The organism is Leptospirales bacterium (genome assembly GCA_019694655.1).
Classification (GTDB): Bacteria; Spirochaetota; Leptospiria; order Leptospirales; family Leptonemataceae; genus SSF53.
This window is the reverse complement of the sequence record JAIBBN010000004.1, coordinates 179,586-199,266: the sequence shown is the minus strand read 5'-3', so window position 1 is coordinate 199,266 and position 19,681 is coordinate 179,586. Positions and strand designations below refer to the sequence as shown.

Sequence of the window (19,681 nt, the reverse complement as noted above, 5' to 3'; positions counted from 1 at the left end):
GCCATGCCCGGGTCCGATTCGACGTTCCTTTCAGAGCAGCTTTTCACGCTCCGGATTGTGCGTCTGGATGGTCTGCCAGAGAACGTTCCTGGCCGCCTCGCTTAAATTCAGATAGCGAAACAGAAAGCGGTCCGGACCGGGGGCGCGCGTAATCTTTCCCAGGCAGCGCAATCGGAAGCCGCCAGGCAGTTCCAGATCGCCTTCCCACACCTCATAGCGATGGAGCAACTGCTCAATTGCCGAAGAGGGACGATTGATGACAAAGACCAGCGCCCGATCGGAAACGCGATCGGTGACGCCTTGAAATTGCAAAGGCAAACTGGCAGCGGGCGGGGCAGCCGTCGCATCCGCGCCCGCTGCACTGGCCGCGCTGCCCGATTCCTGCGGCGGCGCTGCAACCTGCACCGGCCCATGGGCCTCCACGGACCACGCTGTAAAGAGCGCCGGAATTGAGATCTGCATCATCAGATGCCTTTCGCCCAGGAACTCTACAGCGCCGCTGGGTTCAAAAACGACGCCGCCGGGCGAGGCGCGTTGCAGAGACCCATCCATCAAGAATCCGCCAATGTTCAGCCGGAAAAAATAGAGGCGCGCCGCTACGCCAGCGTAGTCATGATGGGGACGCCAATCTGGAAGCGAAACAAATAAGGCGCCATCCGATTTCTTTACGATTGCGCCAAGCATGCGGTGCTCTTCAAACTCGGCGCTGCACAGTTCGCCAAGCTGCACATCGTTGATCGACTTCACTTCCATGTGAAAGTCAATTTCGGGAAAAAGCTTGTCCATCATCTGCACGCGTTCTCGCGCGGGAATCTGGCTGTGATGGGCAAGGTAGTCATGGAGGCGCGCATGCAGCTTGCGCTTGCTATGCATCGCTTCGTCCTGTTCTTCTTCCGTCAAATGATCATAGAAATGCTTGAGCAACGAAAGTTCGCCTGGCGTCAGCTTGCGTTTTACTGCAAATTTGGCCAGGCTCAGCCACAGCGCTTTACGCTGGCCCTCTTTCAAGTAGCGCAGCCTGCTGATAAATACGATCACCAGTAGAATGAAAATGAAAATGAGGCCCGGGGCGGCAAAGGCCCAGCTGAAGACCGGCCATTGCAAAATATTCTCGCCCATACCCGCAAACAAGGAAGGGGCGCCTGCGACGTCAAGTCAGCAAACGCCCCTTTTCGAAGTGTGGGACTATTGCCCGTCTACGGCGGGATTAACTGAACCAGCGCTGATCCGCCGCCGCGCCTACGGGCTGGCCGGAAAGCTTGGCGCGTTGCACCAGGGTCCAGAAGCCGCGGTAGGTGGCGCGATCGTGTAGCTCGCCGTCATGCTGAATGGGCCCCCAATTGGCGTCCTGAGCCTTCAGTAAGACCTGCACGCCCTTTTCTACCTCGCTGTGATCCGGCTTCATTGCCTCAACTATGGCGTCAATCTGCGTCGGATAAATCGACCACATACGCAGGAAGCCAAATTGGTAGCGAGCGCGGCTCGCATCCGCTTTGGTTTGCTCGTAGTTTTTCAGATCCAGTGTAACGTTGTGCGCCGGTATTACCCCGTGGGCCAGCGCGGTGGAGACCATTTCCGCTTTTGCTCGACGCAACAGTTCATGTTCGAACTGTCCCGGGCTTTTCATATTCATAAGCGGAATGGCGCCAAAGTGACCGGAGATAAAATCCATGAGACCAAAATCCAGCACCTGCATCCAGGGCAACGAAGCAATCTGGTCCACTTCGCGCAGGGCGCCATGGGTTTCCACAAGCACGTGAATTGGTATGCTGCGCTTCAGGCCTGCCTTCTGGGCCGTGGCCTGGATATATTCGATCATCTCCTTCACCTGAACGGCGGCCGTCGGCTTGGGGATGGTGAGGTAGGCCAGTCGTTCGCCAGCGCCCTTAACCAGGATTTCGACGTCCTGCTTCCAGTGCTTGCTGCTGGGATCATGGATGCGTGCGCCGGCCATCTTGAACTTGTTGGCATCCGAGTTAGTGATGCGCACAATCATCTCGGCGTGTTCTTTTTCCTGACCGGTAGGCGCTCCGTCCTCGCAATCCTGCGTGATATCAAAGACCGGGCCCTTTTCATCCTGCAGCGCCAGCGCCTTTTGGATCATCTTTTCATTGCCGGCGAAGTGCTCGCAGCTTGGAATTACGGGAAATTCCTTCTCGCCCGGAAAAAGAGCCTCGCGGGGGTGAGTCATATGCCTTGCTCCAGTGGAAATACGCGCTCCAAAGCGCGTTTGCAGTTTGTGGCGGTCATGCTTGGCGGCGCTGCCGCAGGATCAAGCTGAATCTGCGGACCCCGATGCTTTCAAGCGCCTGCATGGCGTTTTCGCAACGCCGCCTCGATCTCCTGGATTGAAAGGCCGCGTTCCACCAGCATTACCTGCAGGTGAAAAACGAGGTCTGCAGTTTCGTGGATCAATTCCTCACGGTCATTGTTTTTTGCCGCGATAATAACCTCGCCCGCTTCTTCGCCCACCTTTTTGAGAATGCGATCCAATCCCTCGCGAAACAGCCGCGCTGTATAGGAGCCTTCGGGCAGCTCCGCCTTACGACGACGGAGCAAGTTTTCGAGCTCAATGAAAAACTGCATTCTCTCTCCGCCGCACTGGCAAATCGCGCGCCGCCAGCTGGTCTTTTACCTGATCAATAGTGTACTCTCGAAAATGAAAAATGGAAGCGGCCAGCGCGGCGTCGGCGCGGCCCTCGACGATCGCTTCGACCAGGTGCTGCGGTTCGCCGGCGCCGCCCGACGCAATGACTGGCGTGGACACCGCCCCGCGCACGGCGCGCAGTAGTTCCAGATCGTAGCCATTGCGAGCGCCATCGCGGTCCATGCTGGTCAAAAGAATCTCGCCGGCCCCGCGGCGCTCCGCCTCGCGCGCCCAGACGATGGCATCGACGCCAGTAGCGGTGCGACCGCCATGCAAATATACTTCGAACTGCATGGTCTCATCCGCACCCTGCCGACGCCGGACATCAATGGCGCAAACGATGCATTGCGAACCGAATTTTCCGGCAGCCTGCTCCAGCAAGCGGGGGTCCTGGAAAGCCGCCGTATTGATCGAGACCTTGTCTGCGCCGGCATGCAGGATACTGTAACAATCGTCCACTGTGCGGATGCCGCCGCCCACCGTAAACGGGATGAAGATTTCTTCCGCCACGCGCTCCACCAGATCGCGAACGATTTCGCGCCGATCGGAGCTGGCAGTGATGTCCAGAAAACAAAGCTCATCGGCGCCGCTCTCCGCGTAAAAGCGCGCATTCTCAACAGGATCGCCAGCATCGCGCAGATCGACGAAGTTCACGCCTTTGACCACCCGGCCGTCCTTTACATCCAGACAGGGAATGATACGCACCGCCAGCACGCTGGCAGATTCGATGAAATGCGCGACGGGGCCAGCGCTTTTTTAGGTATCGGGCGCGCTTGCCGCAGCGGCAGCAGACTGCGACGCAAGAGCTGCGCCGGGAGAACGGCGCATCATATAAAGAACACAAAGGTCAACAGGATGAAGATCGGAATCAGTATGGCGCCGGAGTAGGCCATATAGCCAAAGAAACTTGGCATCTTGACATCCTCCTGCTCGGCAATGGCACGTACCATGAAGTTGGGTCCATTGCCAATATAGGAATTGGCGCCCATGAATACGGCGCCAGTGGAGATGGCCGCCAGCAGGCCTGCCGTCAAATGGCCGCCGTCATTGAGCACGAATCCAAGGTCGTTTGGCAGCCCGGCGCTTGCCGCCAGACCCTTGGCCACCGCCAGAAAGGTCAGATAAGTCGGTGCGTTGTCCAGAAAAGAAGAAAGCGCTCCCGTGACCCAGAAGAATTGCCATTCGCTTTTTAAACCCAGGCTCGCGCCATGGCTCTCCAGAATATAGAGCGAGGGAATCATTGTGGCAAAGATTCCGGCAAACAACAGCGCCACTTCCTTGATTGGACCAAAGCTGAAACCGTTGCGCGTACGCAGATCGCCCTTCACTGGAGCGACCAACAACGAAACGCCAGCCAGCAACAGCATCCACAACTCCTGCGGTCCAAAGGACGGCCACCAGTCGGGGAAGGCCTTTTTTAGCAGACCCTGCCCGTAGATTCCGGCAACCACGCCGACCAGCAGCAAGAATTGCAGGCCGCCGCGAATGCGCAATCCTCCGCCGCGCCGTTCGGCAGCAAGGTGCTCAAGGGCCTCGCGCGTGCGCAGCAGCGTCTCGCGAACTCGTAACAACATCTTCAGGCTGACGCCTGGTCCTTCGCGCAATTTAGGAATGTCCAGACGCTCGATGCTATCATCGACTTCGCTGCGCAGCACTTCCAGCTCGCTTTCCAGCAATGGTCCCGTATCAAAATGTGCATGGCCGTCGCGCCGGTAGATGTAGAAATCGAGAAAGAAAAAAAGCGTAAGTAGAATGCCAGAGGCCAGCGCCCATTGCGGGAACAGTCGTAAAGTCCATTCAAACGGAACGCCAGACAGATAGCCCAGGAACAGCGGCGGATCGCCCAGCGGGGTCAGCAGCCCGCCGACATTGCTTACCAGAAAGATAAAGAATACTATGACATGCGCCTTTCTGCGCCGCTCCTGCAGGGCGCGCAACAGCGGTCGAATCAAGAGCATCGATGCGCCGGTCGTGCCTACAAAACTGGCCAGCACTGTGCCAAAGAGCAGGAAGAGCGTGTTGACCGAAGGCGTTCCACGAATCTTGCCTGTTACAAGGATGCCGCCAGAAATCACAAATAGACTGCCAAGCAGCAGAATAAAAGATATGTATTCTTCGGCTTTCTCAATGGCCAATTCGCCCAGCGGATCGCGCAGCACCGTGGCCAGGGCCGCAGCCATTGGCGCAGCAAAAATGCCCAGCGAGATCCACCACAGGTTCTTCTCCCAGAAATGGGCGTGGATCATCGGAACAACGGCAATTGCCAGAAGCATCAAGGCAAAGGGCGCCACCCAGAAAACTGAAATCGGCGTATGCGGATGCTCGCCTCCTTCGGCCAGTAAGGCGCCTGGCAAGCAAAGGATTGCCAGGAAGAAGACGACATTGCGACGCCACATTTGCGCCTGAGCCGAGTCCCCGCCCTGGCCGGGTCAAATCAATTTGTGTCGTCCGCCGGTCAGGACTTCGGTTCGACTCTGGCCGCACCCGGCGCCTGTCGCTCCCGCAAGAATTCGACCAGGCCGGAACGCGGGCAGTCGGCCTGATCGCCGCGGTCGAAGTCCTTCACTCGAACGACATCCTTCTGCAGCTCTTCCTCGCCAAGGATCAAGGCAAAGCGACGCTTCTTTCGATCGGCAGTCTCCAGCTGTCGGCCCAGCTTCTTTGTGCTTTCCAGAGCAATCTCGGCCTCCAGACCGGCGCTGCGCAATTCAAAGGCCAGGCGGCCAAGCTCGCCGGCCAGCTCCGAACCCATCATCACAAGATAAGCGCCCTGACGTCGCAGCGCGAAGTCCGGAACCAGCTGGCGGCTGCGCAGAAAATTCTCCAGGGTAACGTCGCCCATGCCAAACCCAACCGCCGGCAGCTCCTCCTTGCCAAACATGCCGACCAGACGGTCGTAGCGACCGCCGCCAAAGAGCGCCCGATTGTTGTCGGGATGCAAGTCGTAGAGTTCAAAGATGAAGCCGGTGTAGTAGTCAAAACCGCGCACGATTGCCGGATCAAAGCGGCATTCGTCGCCGTAGCCGCGGCGCTGCAGCTCGCCTGGCAGCCAGGCCAGCAGCTCGGCGGCCTTAGCGTCGACGCGCCCGGCGGCGGCCAGCGCCGGCAGCTCCTCGCTCTTGAGCGCCAGCAGTTGCTGCACCGATTCGCAGAGTCCGGGATCGTTGCATAGCGCCTGCAGCTGCTCCTCAAAGGCTGGCCCGCCAATCTTGTCGCGCTTGTCGATCAGTCGACCTATGGCGCGCCGCATATCGACATCAACAGTGCTGAGCCAGCTATCCAGCAGGCGTCGGTCGCTATAGCGCAATTGGTAGCTTTGTGGCTGGGCCCCATAGGCCCGCAGCAAATCCACTGCCAGCGTAATCAACTCGAGATCGGCCAGCGGCGATGTCGAACCCAGCAAATCGACATTCAACTGGAAGAATTCGCGAAGCCTTCCCCGACCAGGCCGCTCGTAGCGCATGAAATTCCCAATGTTGAACCAGCGCAGCGGACGCGGCAATTCCTGCAGCCTGGCGGCGACCATACGCGCCAGACTGGGGGTGAGCTCCGGCCGAATGGCCACCTCGCGCTCGCCGCGATCCACAAATCGGTAGAGCTGTTCGCTTACGATTTCTTCCGAAGATTTGGCGCGGTAGAGATCCAGCGGTTCAAGCAACGGCGCCGCATACTCCTCGAAGCCGTAGCTGCGACAGACCTGGCGCTGTACGCCGAACATCCAGTTGCGGAACTCCATCTGCTCGGGGTAAAAGTCACGCGAGCCAATGTAGGGTTTGGTGGAAAGCGCCATGAACGCGGACAATCTGTCTGCGCGCGATTTGCCGGCAAATCAATTCGCAGGCAGCGCCCGGCAGATTAGCCCTTGAGCATGCTGACCAGGCTCTTCAGTCTTTCGCGGACCCCCTTGCGAAAGTCGCTGTGGCCGGATCCCTCGAGGTTGACGCCGACCACCATTGATTGCGGCGTACTGCGGTGGATATGGCACACGGCGCCGCGAAAACGCAGCGGGGCCTGCATGCGAAACACAAGATCGAAGGTAACCGTACGGCGGTGGGGCAAATACTTCAGCAATTCAGCATTGGTCAGTTCCAGGGCCACGCCGCCCTCGCTGATGTTTACCACCGTCTGCTTGTCCTTTACCGTAATCAGATTTGCGTCTTCAATGCGATCGATGATATCCTTGTTAGCATCTTGCAGGCGACTGACGGCCGCCGGCGTAAGCGCTGCCAGGCCGCGGCGCGTCTCACAGTAGAAAAAGGCGATCGGTTGCTGACGTCCGTCGGGCATTTCGTAAAGAATGGGAAGGGCTAACAATGATTGGATGGAGCGGTCTGTATACTGACGCCGTTTGCGATCGGCCAGGCCCTTTTCCTCATCTTCCAGCAACGCAAAGTAATCCAGGCAACCCGGCGCCCGTCCCCGCCAGCTTTCCGTGTCGCCTGTCTCGGCTATGAAGATGCCCTCGGTCTTCTTGTTCAACAAGAGAGTTTCGTCGGGGCGATCCTTCTGCGCAAACTCATAGATCTTGATGCCCGGGATGTGCTGGCCCAGCTGACGTTCAAACTCAGCATAGACTACCTTGTTGGCTACCTGCGGCCGGGTTGGATCGACCGTGATTTCACTCTTGGAAATCTGGAAATTAGCGGCGTGAATGGCGCCGTTGGAAATCAAGGCGCGCGGATAAGAGCGTTCGATCTTGCCGATCCGCGCCTCGACTGGCGTCAACTCCACGGCGCCTGGTTCTGGCTTGGCGCCGACTTCAAAGTCGATCTCAATCTGACGCTTCTGGGTTGTATAGAGCGTAATACGCCCATCCAGCTCAAGCTCCGGCGAACAATGAAAGATGAAGCCTTCGCCCGAGGCCTCGCCGCGATAAAACTCGGCCGGCGGATCGGTATGCTTCAGATAGAAGCGCGCCGCTTGCAGGCGCTCGCGCAGTACAAACAATATGCGATCCTTCTCCTTGACAAAGTCCCACTCCCGATCCTTCTCCAGGAGCACGTCCAGTTTGCTAGCGCCTGCTGTGACCATTCAATAGCCTCGATCGAGACTCCCCCCGCAGCGTCAGCCGCCAGGCCGGACCGCGGATCCCGCTAATCCAGTTAGCCTGAGCTTCCCCCGTAAAATTTCAAGCCTTTACGGTAGATGCCCGGCCGACCGGCGGCGAGGAGCCTCAAGGATTCTCAAGTATTCGACGAAATTCTACCCTGCGATTTTGCGATCTTTCGCGAACTCCTGACTCCGGCGTGACGGCCGGCTCCAGAAAACTGCGGCCGGTCTGCGCTAACCGCTCCGGGGCCAGTCCAGCACGAAGCAAATACTCCAGCACGCTCCGCGCCCGGCTCTCCGAAAGGCGCTGGTTGTATTCCTGGGTGTTGGTATGGTCGGTATGGCCGCGAATCTCAATGCGCACTTCCGGATGGGCCTTCATAATGCGCACCACCGCATCAAGCGCCCGCTGCTCGGCTGGTCGAAGGGCGCTACTGTTGATGTCAAAATAAACGCGCAGATTATCGAGACACTCGGGCGCCTCGCCTGGACAGGGCGGCCCGCCGCCGCCAAGCGGTTGCAGCGCAAGAATGATGCGACGTAAATCGGGAGTGGCACGGTAGGACTCGCTGCGCGGCCTGAAGTCGATAGCGCTTGCATCCAGGCGGAACTGCTGCCCTGCCGCAATGCGCAGTCTGAATTCGCCCTCGCGACCAATGCGCACTTCGGCGGGCGGCTTGCCGGCCATTGCCAGCAAGACCCTGGCCCCGGGCAGCGGGAGGTTGTTGCTGGCGTCGACCACGCGCCCCTCGATCAGCTGCTCCTCGGCGGCGCCGGGCGGTTGAGTTTCTGCGCCGCCGTCCGGATTTTGCGTTTCAAGCGGTCGCAGCAGAATTACGCGACGGTCCAGAGCCTCGGCTGGCAGGTTGCCGCGGTAGTCCAGACTGAGTTCCTGTGGAGCGTAACCGGGCGCCGAAAAAACCAGACGATAGATGCGGCCGCTGGCCAGTCGCTGACTGAAGTTGTTCACTTCTTCATCGCCCGGGTCGCGTCGCATGATCCGACTGCGTTCCACCATTTCTTGAGCGCCGCCGATGATTCGCACAGTTGCCGCTACGCCAAGCGCGCGGCGCGTGACGCCATCCAGGATTTGCGCGCTGAAGAGGACTGCCGTCGGAGTCCGCAAGTACTCCGGCAAGGTCACGCGATACAGATCAAATTCACCGCGCGCTCGATCAAAGCGACGATCGCTGGCAAAATAGGCCCAGAGACCGTCCGCCGGAATGCTGAAATACTCCTCATCGCGGCTACTGTTGAAGGGTTCGCCCAGATTCTGTGGAGCGCCCCATGAATCCTCCGACCAGCGACTGACGTAAAGGTCATAACTGCCAAGCCCGCCAGGCCGATCGGAAGAAAAGAAAAGCTGGCGACCTTGCGGATCCAGTTGCGGGGAAATTTCATGGAAGCGCGTATTGACCGCCGGTCCGGCATTCACCGGACGCGACCACAGGCCGCTGCTGAGATCTCGCTCGCTGTACCACAGATCGTAGCCGCCCTGCCCGCCGGGTCGATTGGAGCTGAAGTAAAGCCGCTTCCCATCCTGCGAAACAAAGGGCATGCGATCATCGAAATCGCTGCTGACTTCCTGGATCTCGCGCACTTCACTCCATCGTTGATCGCGATAGCGCGAAAAATAGAGATTCATTCCGGCCTGGCCGACTCGCCCGTTCTGGCCGTCGGCGCTTGCCGTAAAATAGATCTCCACCGGCTGGCCGTTGCGATAGACCAGCGAAGCCATACCGTCGAATCCGTTGGTGTTGGGCGAAAACGCGCCGGCCGGATCTTCCAGCGATCCAATGGGCCTTGTTATGCGCATCGTCGGCGAGGGACGTTCCTCCAGCGGCAGGGCCAGGGGCGCAGGGATGGTCCAGTCCGCGGGGCCCAGACGATCGGCAGCGTTCTTGTTTTCGGAGTACCAGAGATTGTGATTCTCGAATCGGCCGGGGCGATCCGATTGAAAGACCAGAAAGCGCCCGTCGGGACTGATCTGTGGAGCGTAATCGTCGCCCTGCCAGTTGGGCAGCTCCAGATTTTGCACCAGGACTGAATCTTGCGGCGAACGCGTGGACGGCGAATCTGCCGCCGGATTGACTTCAGCGGCGGTCGTCTGGGCGCCGGCCAGATCCTGGTTATGCGCCGCTGGCTGAGCCGGCAGCCACTGAGCCAGCAGCAGCATCGCTGCTATGGTCCATTGCGCCAGCCGGCGCGCGGCCAGCCTGCGTCTCCATGTACTGACGCCGCCCTTCAAAGAGCGCATCAAGGTTCTTGCCGGAGCCTGGAACACTACCAAATACATCCTGCCACATGCGACGCGTCTCCATACAGAGGTACAGAAACAGGCGCGGGTCAGCGGCCTCAATCTTCCTCTTTATGGAGGAAAACATCTCTTGCCGTATCGTCTTAAAGTAACGGCTCTTGCCATCGGCCGCTTGAACCATTTCCCCTTCGCGCGTCAGTCGATCCTCAGGAAATCGGGCCTGAATGACCTCTTTCAACTCCCTGGTGTAACGGAAACTGCCGGTTGAAATCCAGGCGATGCGGTCGGGCCGAATCCGATCAAAAAGTTGCTCCAGCAGGCGATGGTACTGGCGCTCCCAGTCCGGGAAATAGACCAGCGGATCCAGGTGAAAGGCCAGCCGATAGCCGGCGCTCTGCACCTTTTCGGCGGCGGCCAGACGCTGTTCCAGGCTGGCCGTACCGGGCTCGATCTGATCGATCCAATCCTGGGGATTCAACGACCAGCTGACGACGGTATTACCGCGGTGCTCCAGCTCCAGCAGACCCTCAACGTTAGCCGATTTAGTTTTTAATTCCAGGCTGGCGTTGGGGTGGTCGGCAAAGTAGCGTACCAACAGCGAGGAGAGGCCGGTGAGCGGTTCAAGGGCCAGCGAGTCGGTGTACTCGCCGGTGCCGATGCGAAAATGAAAGTTCTTACCGCGCGTGCGTTCATCAATCTCCGCAAACAGATCCTCGATGTTTCCAAACAGCGTCATCAAAGGGTTGTTCATGAAGCTTTGAAGATAGCAGTAATGACAATCGTACAGACAGCCAATGCCAAAGTTGATCACATGATAGGCGCAACATACCATGCCGTCCGAACCAGGGCAGCTGGAAATAAAGCGACCCGGAAAGCGATAGAGCAGTAGCTCCTCTTTTTCAATGCGGCGACCTTGATGTAGGAAGCGATCCAGAATGGCTCGCGGTTCGTCGGTGTACTCCACGGCAATTCCTTCCGGCAAACGCGGCAGCATTTGTTCCAGAAGCATTCCGCCCTGCAGGCTGCTATCGATATAGATGCGCTTGATACTATCGATGGAGTACATAGTTGCCGCGTCAGACGGATTGTAGTTGGCGCACTCCGCCTTCTTCGCCAATCAAACAGTCGCCGGAGCGCGGCTTGCGGGCGGCGAAGATGCCGCTTTCTACCACTCCTGGAATGGATTTGATCGATCGTTCCAGTTGCAAGGGGTCCTCGATCTGAAAGCGCGCGTCCAGCACCAGATTGCCGTTGTCGGTGATCACCGGTCCGTCTTTGCCGCTGCCATGGCGTAGCTTGATTTCCGCTGCGCCCAATTGCTCCAGGCGACGTATCACAAAAGCGCAGGCGGAAGGCAGCGCTTCCACTGGCACTGCAAAGCGATCGCCAAGCCGCGGCGACAGCTTGCTGGGATCAGCGACTACTATAAAGCGATCCGCCATGCTATGGACAAGTTTTTCTATCGTATGCGCTGCGCCGCCGCCTTTGATCAAATTCAATTGCGGATCAATTTCGTCAGCGCCGTCGATGCTCAAATCGATGCGCGCCACGCGATCCAGCGGCATCACCCGCAGGCCTGATTCCAGCGCAAGGTTGCGCGATTGTAGCGACGTGGCCACGCACTGGATCTGCAGCCCTTCCTCCTGCACACGCCGGCCCAATTCAGAAATGGCAAAGGCCGCCGTGGAACCGGTGCCGAGACCGACCCACTGTCCATTTTCGACCAGGGCGGCGGCGGCGAGACCCGCTGCACGCTTTCCCTCTGCATTGGCGCTGGCATCTTTCATCCATTCGACTCCGCAGGCGACTGCTTCCTGCCACCGGACGATGCCGACCGGCAATGCGGGCCGTCAATCCGCTTGTCGGCTGCCTGCAGAGGCGCCCTGTCTTTGGCCAGGCTGCGCCAAGGGGCTTGCCGGCCGCGACCAGCACAGCAGCTCTGGTCTATGGAAGCTCTGACACTGGTCATTGGCGATAAGAACTATTCCTCCTGGTCGCTGCGACCCTGGCTGCTGTTGCGCTATTTTCAGATCCCCTTTGATGAAATCTTGATTCCGCTGCGTCAGCCGCAAACCAGAGAGCAGTTGCTCCGCCACTCGCCGACCGCTCGCGTACCAGCGCTGAAGCATGGCGATCTGGGCATTTGGGAAAGCCTGGCAATTTGCGAGTACCTGGCGGAATTGTTTCCAGAAAAAGCGATGTGGCCGGGCGATCGTTCGGCGCGCGCTGTAGCGCGCAGCGTTGCCAATGAGATGCATGCCGGCTTTCAAGCATTGCGCACCCACTTCCCTATGAACATTCGCGCCCGCCTGCGTCGGGCGCCTACGCCGGAAGTATCCGCTGACATCGCCCGTATCCTGGAACTCTGGGGCGATTGCCGCGCGCGCTTTGGCAAGGGCGGCCCATTCCTGTTTGGCGCTTTTTCCATTGCTGATGCAATGTACGCACCGGTAATCTGTCGATTGCAGACCTATGAAATCGAACTGGATCATGAGCCGGCAAACTATGCGCGGGCTATTCTGCAGCTGCCGGCCCTGCAGGAATGGATTGCGGCGGCGGAAAAGGAGAGCTCTCGATTGGATTGAGCGACGAAGATGATTTCAGCGATTTTCTGGACAATGTCGCTTGCCCTTAGCCTTCTGGGCGGATGAGCCGCAAAACCCTGCTCCCCATCGTCCTTGCGACTTGTTTGAGCGCTGCTGCCACATCAAGTTCCTGTGCATCAGACGACGCGGCGCAAGCGGCGCGCAGCGCCGAACTCTTTGCCAGATTGCAAACCAATTTGCAACAACAACTGGCGCAGGCCATCGCTCAGGGAGGTCCGCAATCGGCGATTCGAGTCTGCGCCTCCATCTCCCCACAGCTCGAGCAACGGCTATCGCACGAGAGTGGAATAGCTATGCGCCGTATCAGCGATCGACCGCGCAATCCCGCCCATCTGGCCGATGACTATGAGCGCGCCATTCTGGATAGCTGGCGCGCCGATCTGGCTGCCGGCCGCGCGCCTCGCCTGCACTACCAGCGCCGGCCGGAAGGCTTGCGCATCATGAGTCCGATTGTGATTGGCAATGCCCTCTGTCTGCGCTGCCACGGCGGCCCGGCTGATATCGACCTTGCGACAAGAAGAGTCATTCAGGCCAGCTATCCCGATGACCAGGCTACCGGTTATTCGATGGGGCAATTGCGCGGCGCATTCAGCGCCATCGCCGACTGAACGCAATCATGCATGCGGCGCCAGGCTGAGCGCCCTTGCGACGGCCTGCTGCGCGGCGCGAAAGGGACTCAGTCGACCGGCAAGGGCCGCTTCCTCCATCTCCGCGACGGCGCCAGCCGCCAGCGGTTTTTGAAGCAGCGCTGATTTGAGTTCCGTCATCACGCTTTCTTGAAACCAGTAGCGCGTCTGCTCGCTGCGGCGTCGCAGGAAATAGCCGCTGGCGATGGCCGATTCGCGATACCGTCGCAACAGAGCCGCCAGTTCGTTCAGCCCTTCGCCGCTCTGCGCGGAGCAGGTTAGCGTTTCGATACGCTGTTCCGATGGATGCCTTGGAAACAAATGCACTGCGGCGCGATACTCCGCCGCTGCCGCACGGGCCCGCAGAACATTGTCGCCGTCAGCTTTGGTGATGGCAATGGCGTCGGCCATCTCCATGATACCGCGCTTGATACCCTGTAACTCATCGCCGGCGCCGGACAGCATTAGAAGCAGAAAGAAGTCGGTCATAGAATGCACGGCTGTTTCGCTTTGCCCCACGCCTACCGTCTCTACCAGGATCGTGTCATAGCCCGCCGCCTCGCAAAGCATGATGCACTCGCGCGTCCGCCGCGCCACGCCGCCCAGGCTGTCCGCCGCCGGCGAGGGACGGATGAAGACACGCTCATCGCGCGAGAGCTCCACCATCCGCGTCTTGTCGCCAAGGATGCTGCCGCCGCTGCGCGCACTGGATGGATCAATCGCCAGCACAGCAAGACGGCCGCGGCCGCCGCTCAGCGGCGCCTGTTGCAGCAGCAGTTTTCCAAAAGCCTCGATGAAGGTGCTCTTACCAACGCCGGGGACTCCAGTGACGCCCAGGCGAAAGCTCTTTCCGCTGTGCGGCAGAATTGCCTCAATTATCTGCTGGCCCAGTTCCTGATGATCGCTGCGCGCACTTTCCAGAAGCGTAATGCTCTGGCCCAGAATGGTTCGGTCGCCAGCCAGAATTCCCTCGACAAACTCAGTGCAAGTGCGCCTGGGCCGCGATGCCGGCGAAAAAGCAGGATCAAAGGTGGCCATGGCGGGCGAGCCTCAACTGGCGCTGCCTGCCTTCTGGGCCTGCCGGATCAAAAGCTCCAGGATCTGGATGGCTGCTCTGGTAATAACAGTGCCCGGACCAAAGACGCCGGCCACGCCAGCCTGAAAAAGAAACTCGTAGTCCTGCTGCGGGATCACGCCGCCGCAGGTGACCAGAATATCGGGCCGCCCAAGTCGCTTTAGTTCGGCGATCAATTGTGGAACCAGAGTCTTGTGACCCGCGGCCAGCGAGGAGGCGCCGACTACATGTACATCGTTTTCAATTGCCTGCCGGGCGGCCTCTTCGGGCGTCTGAAACAGCGGACCGATATCAACATCAAAACCCATGTCGGCAAAACTGGTAGCGATAACCTTGGCGCCGCGATCGTGACCGTCCTGACCCATCTTGGCGATCATAATGCGCGGACGCCGCCCCTCCAACGCCGCAAAATCGTTGGCCAGCTTCTGCGACTTCTGAAAGTCCGCATCGCCTGCAATCTCCGAGGAATACACGCCTGATATGGAGCGGATCACAGCCTGGTAGCGCCCGTAAACCTTTTCCATGGCGTAGGAAATCTCGCCCAGAGTAGCTCGTTTGCGGGCCGCTTCGACGGCCAGTTCCAGCAGGTTCCCCTGGCCGCCTTCGGCCGCCCGGGTGATGGCATTCAGCGCCGACTCCACGGCGCTGGCGTCGCGCTCCGCCTTCAGTTTCTGGAGTCGTTCAATCTGCGAACGACGCACAGCCGTATTGTCGACCTCCAGGATTTTCAGCGGAGCTTCTTCTCTGGGACGGTAGCGATTCACCCCGACAATCACTTCGCGGCCGGAGTCGATGCGCGCCTGCTTGCGCGCCGCTGCTTCTTCAATGCGCATTTTTGGCAAGCCCTGCTCAATAGCCTTCGCCATCCCGCCCAGCTGTTCAACCTCATCAATCAGTCGCCAGGCCCTTTCGGCCAGCTGCGCCGTCAAAGATTCTACGTAGTATGAACCTCCCCAGGGGTCAATGACGCGACAGATGTCGGTTTCCTCCTGGAGCAAGGTCTGCGTGTTGCGGGCAATGCGCGCTGAGAAGTCCGTCGGCAGTGCAATCGCTTCATCGAGGGCATTGGTATGCAGCGATTGGGTATGTCCCAGGGCCGCAGCCAGAGCCTCGACGCAGGTACGCTGCACATTGTTAAAGGGGTCCTGTTCGGTCAGACTCCAGCCGGAAGTCTGGCAATGCGTGCGGAGAGCCATCGATTTGGCGTTGGCCGGTGCGAACTGATTCACAATGCGCGACCAGAGCATACGTCCGGCGCGCATCTTGGCAATCTCCATGAAGTGGTTCATGCCAATCGCCCAAAAGAAGGAAAGCCGCGGGGCAAAGTCGTCAATTTTCAAGCCAGCCCGCTGAATACCGGTGCGCAGATATTCCAGGCCATCGGCCAGAGTATAGGCCAGCTCCAGATCATTGGTGGCGCCGGCTTCCTGCATGTGGTAGCCGGAAATACTGATCGAATTGAATTTTGGCATATTCTTCGCGGTATAGGCAAAGATATCGGCAATGATGCGCATCGATGGCTCTGGCGGATAGATGTAGGTATTGCGCACCATAAACTCTTTGAGAATATCATTCTGGATGGTGCCGGAGAGCTTCGCCAGCGGCACGCCCTGCTCCAGACCGGCGACAATAAAGAAGGCCATCACCGGAATGACTGCGCCATTCATGGTCATCGAAACGGAGACCGCATCCAACGGGATGCGATCGAAAAGCGTTTGCATGTCGACAATGCTATCGATCGCTACGCCGGCCTTGCCCACATCGCCTACAACTCGCTCGTGGTCCGAATCATAGCCGCGATGCGTGGCCAGATCGAATGCAACGGATAGACCGGTCTGTCCGGCAGCCAGGTTGCGGCGATAAAAAGCATTCGACTCTTCCGCCGTAGAAAATCCGGCGTACTGGCGTACGGTCCAGGGGCGCGTGACATACATTGGCGCATAGGGGCCGCGTAGAAAGGGCGGCGCTCCTGCGCCAAATTCAAGATGGCTGAGGCCCGCCAATTCCTCGGCCGTATAAGCCGGCTTTACGTCAATTTGCTCCGCCGTACGCCAGAGCAATTCCTGCTCGCTGCTGGCGCCCGCTTCACGTAACAGCGCCGCCTTCCAGGCAGCGACGTCTTCGCTTGCCTTTTGATGCACGGGAAGGTATGGAATCTTGCTGAAATCTTTGCGCACCATTGCAATGCTCCGTGGGGTCTCCGGTATTGGCAGAATCAGGCGCTGATGCCCAGGATCCTCTGGTACTCGCTCAATTCAGAAAGCAGCGGCGTTCGCAGGTGAACGAAGCGCTGAGCGCCTGCCGCCTTCAGCGCTTCTATTGCCGACTCTGGATTTCCGGCAATTACCCGCAAGGCGGCCGGGACTTTTTGCAGCAAGAGCTGGAGGATGGCTACGCCCTCCGCCGCATAATCCTCGTCGCCGGCGCAGAGGACAATGATTTCGGCGCCGCTCTGACGAGCCGCTTCCGCGGCCGCCTCCGCCGATTCTGCCGCTGGTTGATCGAGTACTGTAAATCCGGCGCAGCCAAAGAAGTTGGCGCAGAAGCTGGCCCGCGCCGTTCGCAGCGCTCGATCGCCAAAAAGCAGCGGGAAGACGGCTGGCGCCCTGCGACCGGAGGCGGCCGCGCGTTCCGTTTGCATACGCAGCTCCTCGAAACTTGCGCCCGGTCGGTATTCCTTCAAGGGCGCGCAGACCAGGGAACGATTTTCTGAGTCCAGCAGACGTTCGGCGGTCGGATGCAAGAGTTCTAGAACCTGCTCCTCTCGATTGGGATACTGGTTCACGCCAATCAGCGAGCGCCGTCGCGTGGCAATGGCCTTTTCGGTTTGCGCCGCTGATTTGGCGCACTCTGCAGCTATCCAACCCGATTGTGCGGCGGCGAAGAAACCGCCCTGCGCTTCGATCTGCTGAAAAAGAAGCCAGGCGTTAGCAGCGATCATTTCCGACAGGGACTCAAGATAGTAGCTGCCGGCGGCCGGATCGATGGTCTTATCAAGGTGCGTCTCATGGCGCAACAGAAGTTGGGTGTTGATCGCCAGCCGCTGCGAGAATTCATCGCTCTTGCCCAGTGCCAGATCAAATGGCATGGCGCTGAAGCTATCGCAACCGCCAATCAGCGCTGCCATCGCTTCCACATTGCTGCGCAGCAGATTGTTGTGACGATCATAGATTGTCTTGTTGGATAAAGTTGATGCAGCGCTTACAAATAGTCGACCGGCGGCGGCATTTTCGCCAGCGTACTCGCCAACGATGCGGCTCCAGAGTGCGCGCAAGGCGCGCAAGCGCGCAATTTCCGGGAAATACTGGGAGCTCACGCCAAGATGGAAGTAGGCTGCGCCAGCAAATTGCTCCGCCGAGAGTCCGCCGTCCAAGGCCGCCAGCAACAGTTCGTGTCCCGCCGCAAGCACAATGGCGGTTTGCTGGCTGAGATTGGCGCCGGCGCCGCCGGCTGCGTCGCTGGACAACCGCAGCGTCCGCCAGCCAAGGCCCAACTCATGAGAGCGACGCATCAGGTCGGCGCATTGTTTCAGCGCCTGGGGCCACGGCAGTGCGCTAACGCCGCTGGTCAGCAGGTCCGAAGCGGGATCGCAGGCCAGGCGCAGTCCGGGATTGCGCGGGGAGAGCTTGCGTTTCTCAAATTCGGCCAGCAACCAATCAAAGGCCGGCGCCGAGAATTCGCCGGCGACAATTTCAATGCCGCATCGATCGATCCAGATGCCGTCCAGCAGCGCTCCAAGTTCGGCCGCAGAGGCCGCCAGGGCGCCGCTGCCAGAAAGCCTTCCGTTCAGGAATCGAGTGCGGCCAACGAAGCTTACCGCTTCGGCGCCGTGCTGCAGCGCCGCCAGCGCAAGAGCATTGGCGCGGCCGGCATTCTCGGCAACGATATCCTGACGAAGCTCCCAGGCGTTGCCGCCAGCGCGGTAACCTCGCAAATAGGGAGGCATACCTGGATAGCTCTCTGGCATTGCCAAAAGATCGGCGCGAGTATAAAAGGGACGCACAGCGAAGCCCTCTTCGCTCTGCCAGATCATCTTCCTGTCGAAGTCGGCGCCCTTGAGATCCTTACGAATGCGATCTTCCCATTGTTCGCGGCTAAGAGCAGTAAATTCGGAAAACAAATCTGCGCTGCGGGCAGTGTCGCTCATGTGGGCTCCGGGGAGCGAGCGACGGAAAAAGCAGGCGCTCGGTGCGCTACTTGACGGCCGCGGTTTGCTCCCGCTTGCGCTCCATAGCGGCTTTCTTTTTGTAGAAGGCAACCTGTTTTTCCAACTCGCCCAGGTCCATGCAGATCAGCTTGCCTGCATCAAGCTTTAGCCAGCGCGACTTGAGCAGCTCCATCAACAGTCGCTCATCTTTGATTGGATCGAGACCCACCATCTTCAGCAGGTCTTTGCCGCCAATGTCGAAATTGTACGCCGCTTTAGCCGCAATTCTTACGTGGTTTTTCTCTGCAAGGGTTAACAGCGTATCGTAGAGGCGGCCGGCTGGATCATTGATCATTAAGTTAGCCAGCTGACGGTAAGCCGTCCAGATCCGCTCTGATAACAACGTGATCAGCTTGGTCGCCAGCTGCGGCTGCGCCTTAACCATGCCTTCGAAGTTCGCCTTGTTGATTGCCAGCAGCGTTGCGTCCTCCGCGCAACTGGCAGTCGCACTGCGCGGCTTGTTGTCCAGGATCGCCATCTCGCCGAAGATATCGCCAGGCTGCAGGACGGCCAGCATCACTTCCTGTCCATCCACCATCTTGGTGATCTTGATGCGACCGCCCTGAATGATGTAGAGCTCATAGCCGGGTTCGTTTTCGCAGAAGATCATATCCTCTGATTTTACATGACGATTAATGCTGGCTTCTGCCACGGGCGGGGCCTTCAGCGGCTTATTCATTCCCTGCAAACGCATCTTCGTTTCACTGATGTGTTCGCCCTTGGGACACCATTGCAAATAGCGCTGGAATGCGTACGCTGCATGGTTGAAGCGCTGCTCTTTGAACCAGTACTCGCCCAGGTCGAAGAGGTGCGAAGGATCTTCTTCCACTACGTTTCGAAAAGAGATGCGTGCAATAGTATTATCGAAGGAGCGCAACTTCTGCGAGAAGCTGCGAATGATCTTCATTGCCACCGGGGCGTTTTTTTGAATCAGCAGGCCAAATTGATCCGAACCGACTTCAATGAGATTGCAATCGGACATGGCCACCACGGTTTCAATGCGGCTGTGGTTGGACATGGCGCTTTCTACGCCAAAAAAGTCGCCCGGCCCGAGGATAATCGAACTCTCCTCGCCGACAACGGGAGCGGACTTCTGCGTGCGCAGCTTGCCCTGGATGATGATATAGAATTTGTTGGCGTCCTTTTTCCCTTCGATGATGGCGTAGGAGTTCGCCTTGAATTGTACCATCTGGAAGGCCATAGTTCTCTAAAAC

Annotated in this window: 16 protein-coding genes; 2 read left to right on the top strand and 14 right to left on the bottom strand. The window is 58.9% G+C overall.

The features are described 5' to 3' along the window. Positions 1-30 precede the first annotated feature (30 nt). The 10 genes from K1X75_08665 to rpiA form a co-directional block, all read right to left on the bottom strand. A complete protein-coding gene (locus K1X75_08665) occupies positions 31-1,119 on the bottom strand; it encodes a hypothetical protein (GenBank protein ID MBX7058128.1) in 1,089 nt (362 codons plus the stop codon). 88 nt (positions 1,120-1,207) lie between these two features. Further along, the gene (locus K1X75_08660) at positions 1,208-2,191 is read right to left on the bottom strand and encodes a CoA ester lyase (GenBank protein MBX7058127.1); all 984 of its coding nucleotides are present in this window, start codon (positions 2,189-2,191) and stop codon (positions 1,208-1,210) included. Positions 2,192-2,301: 110 nt separating this feature from the next. Next, complete coding sequence (hisE, locus tag K1X75_08655; GenBank protein MBX7058126.1) at positions 2,302-2,586, bottom strand: phosphoribosyl-ATP diphosphatase; 285 nt, start codon at positions 2,584-2,586, stop codon at positions 2,302-2,304. Further along, positions 2,570-3,361: an imidazole glycerol phosphate synthase subunit HisF gene (gene hisF, locus K1X75_08650; protein ID MBX7058125.1), complete on the bottom strand. Its 792-nt coding sequence runs from the start codon at positions 3,359-3,361 to the stop codon at positions 2,570-2,572. The genes hisE and hisF overlap by 17 nt, the downstream gene beginning before the upstream one ends. Before the next feature lie 113 nt (positions 3,362-3,474). Continuing rightward, entirely contained in the window at positions 3,475-5,043 is a 1,569-nt protein-coding gene (locus tag K1X75_08645) for a sodium:proton antiporter (GenBank protein MBX7058124.1), read from the bottom strand. A 59-nt stretch (positions 5,044-5,102) separates the two neighbouring features. Next, on the bottom strand, positions 5,103-6,437 hold the full coding sequence (hisS, locus tag K1X75_08640; protein ID MBX7058123.1) for a histidine--tRNA ligase: 1,335 nt from the start codon (positions 6,435-6,437) through the stop codon (positions 5,103-5,105). A 65-nt stretch (positions 6,438-6,502) separates the two neighbouring features. Then, on the bottom strand, positions 6,503-7,678 hold the full coding sequence (locus tag K1X75_08635; protein ID MBX7058122.1) for a DUF1577 domain-containing protein: 1,176 nt from the start codon (positions 7,676-7,678) through the stop codon (positions 6,503-6,505). Between the two features lie 142 nt (positions 7,679-7,820). Then, a complete protein-coding gene (locus tag K1X75_08630) occupies positions 7,821-9,872 on the bottom strand; it encodes an OmpA family protein (GenBank protein ID MBX7058121.1) in 2,052 nt (683 codons plus the stop codon). Further along, positions 9,826-11,019 (bottom strand): hypothetical protein, encoded by a 1,194-nt coding sequence (locus tag K1X75_08625; GenBank protein ID MBX7058120.1) that lies wholly within the window; start codon positions 11,017-11,019, stop codon positions 9,826-9,828. Before K1X75_08625 ends, K1X75_08630 begins: the two co-directional genes overlap by 47 nt. A 10-nt stretch (positions 11,020-11,029) precedes the next feature. After that, positions 11,030-11,740, bottom strand: a complete 711-nt coding sequence (gene rpiA / locus K1X75_08620) for a ribose-5-phosphate isomerase RpiA (protein MBX7058119.1) — start codon at positions 11,738-11,740, stop codon at positions 11,030-11,032. Between the two features lie 159 nt (positions 11,741-11,899). Here rpiA and K1X75_08615 point away from each other — a divergent pair, with 159 nt between their 5' ends. Further along, the gene (locus K1X75_08615) at positions 11,900-12,538 is read left to right on the top strand and encodes a glutathione S-transferase family protein (GenBank protein MBX7058118.1); all 639 of its coding nucleotides are present in this window, start codon (positions 11,900-11,902) and stop codon (positions 12,536-12,538) included. A gap of 62 nt (positions 12,539-12,600) precedes the next feature. After that, a complete protein-coding gene (locus K1X75_08610; GenBank protein MBX7058117.1) occupies positions 12,601-13,167 on the top strand; it encodes a DUF3365 domain-containing protein in 567 nt (188 codons plus the stop codon). A gap of 6 nt (positions 13,168-13,173) precedes the next feature. On the opposite strand, the gene meaB is transcribed toward K1X75_08610, so the two are convergent. Genes meaB through K1X75_08590 form a run of 4 tightly spaced genes read right to left on the bottom strand, consistent with a single transcriptional unit; the run spans position 13,174 to position 19,668 of the window. Continuing rightward, positions 13,174-14,223, bottom strand: coding sequence for a methylmalonyl Co-A mutase-associated GTPase MeaB (gene meaB, locus K1X75_08605; protein MBX7058116.1), 1,050 nt, complete (start codon positions 14,221-14,223; stop codon positions 13,174-13,176). 12 nt (positions 14,224-14,235) lie between these two features. Beyond that, positions 14,236-16,440 carry a methylmalonyl-CoA mutase gene (scpA, locus tag K1X75_08600; protein ID MBX7058115.1) on the bottom strand — a complete coding sequence of 735 codons (2,205 nt, stop codon included), beginning with the start codon at positions 16,438-16,440 and terminating at the stop codon, positions 14,236-14,238. Positions 16,441-16,475: 35 nt separating this feature from the next. Next, complete coding sequence (locus K1X75_08595) at positions 16,476-18,407, bottom strand: hypothetical protein (protein ID MBX7058114.1); 1,932 nt, start codon at positions 18,405-18,407, stop codon at positions 16,476-16,478. 46 nt (positions 18,408-18,453) lie between these two features. Further along, positions 18,454-19,668: a Crp/Fnr family transcriptional regulator gene (locus tag K1X75_08590; GenBank protein ID MBX7058113.1), complete on the bottom strand. Its 1,215-nt coding sequence runs from the start codon at positions 19,666-19,668 to the stop codon at positions 18,454-18,456. Between the last annotated feature and the right edge of the window lie 13 nt (positions 19,669-19,681).

Excerpts from the sequence above, each read along its gene's own strand:
- K1X75_08665 (MBX7058128.1), bottom strand. The coding sequence starts at position 1,119 with ATGGGCGAGAATATTTTGCAATGGCCGGTCTTCAGCTGGGCCTTTGCC.
- K1X75_08660 (MBX7058127.1), bottom strand. The coding sequence starts at position 2,191 with ATGACTCACCCCCGCGAGGCTCTTTTTCCGGGCGAGAAGGAATTTCCC.
- hisE (MBX7058126.1), bottom strand. The coding sequence starts at position 2,586 with ATGCAGTTTTTCATTGAGCTCGAAAACTTGCTCCGTCGTCGTAAGGCG.
- K1X75_08645 (MBX7058124.1), bottom strand. The coding sequence starts at position 5,043 with ATGTGGCGTCGCAATGTCGTCTTCTTCCTGGCAATCCTTTGCTTGCCA.
- hisS (MBX7058123.1), bottom strand. The coding sequence starts at position 6,437 with ATGGCGCTTTCCACCAAACCCTACATTGGCTCGCGTGACTTTTACCCC.
- K1X75_08635 (MBX7058122.1), bottom strand. The coding sequence starts at position 7,678 with ATGGTCACAGCAGGCGCTAGCAAACTGGACGTGCTCCTGGAGAAGGAT.
- K1X75_08630 (MBX7058121.1), bottom strand. The coding sequence starts at position 9,872 with ATGCTGCTGCTGGCTCAGTGGCTGCCGGCTCAGCCAGCGGCGCATAAC.
- K1X75_08625 (MBX7058120.1), bottom strand. The coding sequence starts at position 11,019 with ATGTACTCCATCGATAGTATCAAGCGCATCTATATCGATAGCAGCCTG.
- rpiA (MBX7058119.1), bottom strand. The coding sequence starts at position 11,740 with ATGAAAGATGCCAGCGCCAATGCAGAGGGAAAGCGTGCAGCGGGTCTC.
- K1X75_08615 (MBX7058118.1), top strand. The coding sequence starts at position 11,900 with ATGGAAGCTCTGACACTGGTCATTGGCGATAAGAACTATTCCTCCTGG.
- K1X75_08610 (MBX7058117.1), top strand. The coding sequence starts at position 12,601 with ATGAGCCGCAAAACCCTGCTCCCCATCGTCCTTGCGACTTGTTTGAGC.
- meaB (MBX7058116.1), bottom strand. The coding sequence starts at position 14,223 with ATGGCCACCTTTGATCCTGCTTTTTCGCCGGCATCGCGGCCCAGGCGC.
- scpA (MBX7058115.1), bottom strand. The coding sequence starts at position 16,440 with ATGGTGCGCAAAGATTTCAGCAAGATTCCATACCTTCCCGTGCATCAA.
- K1X75_08595 (MBX7058114.1), bottom strand. The coding sequence starts at position 18,407 with ATGAGCGACACTGCCCGCAGCGCAGATTTGTTTTCCGAATTTACTGCT.
- K1X75_08590 (MBX7058113.1), bottom strand. The coding sequence starts at position 19,668 with ATGGCCTTCCAGATGGTACAATTCAAGGCGAACTCCTACGCCATCATC.